Origin of the sequence: Prevotella sp. S7 MS 2 (assembly GCF_000762865.1) — a bacterium.
Lineage (GTDB): Bacteria > Bacteroidota > Bacteroidia > Bacteroidales > Bacteroidaceae > Prevotella.
On sequence record NZ_JRPT01000111.1, the window covers coordinates 1 to 596 of the forward strand.

At 56.4% G+C, this 596-nt stretch carries 1 rRNA gene; it reads left to right on the top strand.

What is annotated here, in order from left to right:
* Positions 1 to 596: ribosomal RNA gene (locus HMPREF0671_RS11585) — 16S ribosomal RNA — on the top strand; the annotation flags it as partial.

The window sequence follows — 596 nt, forward strand, 5'->3', positions numbered from 1 at the left end:
CGGCCGCAAGGCTAAAACTCAAAGGAATTGACGGGGGCCCGCACAAGCGGCGGAGCATGTGGATTAATTCGATGCAACGCGAAGAACCTTACCTGGGCTTGACATATACGGGATCGCCGCAGAGATGTGGTTTCCCTTGTGGCTCGTATACAGGTGGTGCATGGTTGTCGTCAGCTCGTGTCGTGAGATGTTGGGTTAAGTCCCGCAACGAGCGCAACCCTTGTCTTATGTTGCCAGCACGTTATGGTGGGGACTCGTGAGAAACTGCCGGGGTCAACTCGGAGGAAGGTGGGGATGACGTCAAATCATCATGCCCCTTATGTCCAGGGCTTCACACATGCTACAATGGTCGGTACAGTGGGTTGCGATACCGTGAGGTGGAGCTAATCCCTTAAAGCCGGTCTCAGTTCGGATCGGGGTCTGCAACTCGACCCCGTGAAGTCGGAGTCGCTAGTAATCGCAGATCAGCAACGCTGCGGTGAATACGTTCCCGGGCCTTGTACACACCGCCCGTCACGTCATGAAAGTCGGTAACACCCGAAGCCAGTGGCCCAACCCTTGTGGGGGGAGCTGTCGAAGGTGGGATCGGTGATTGG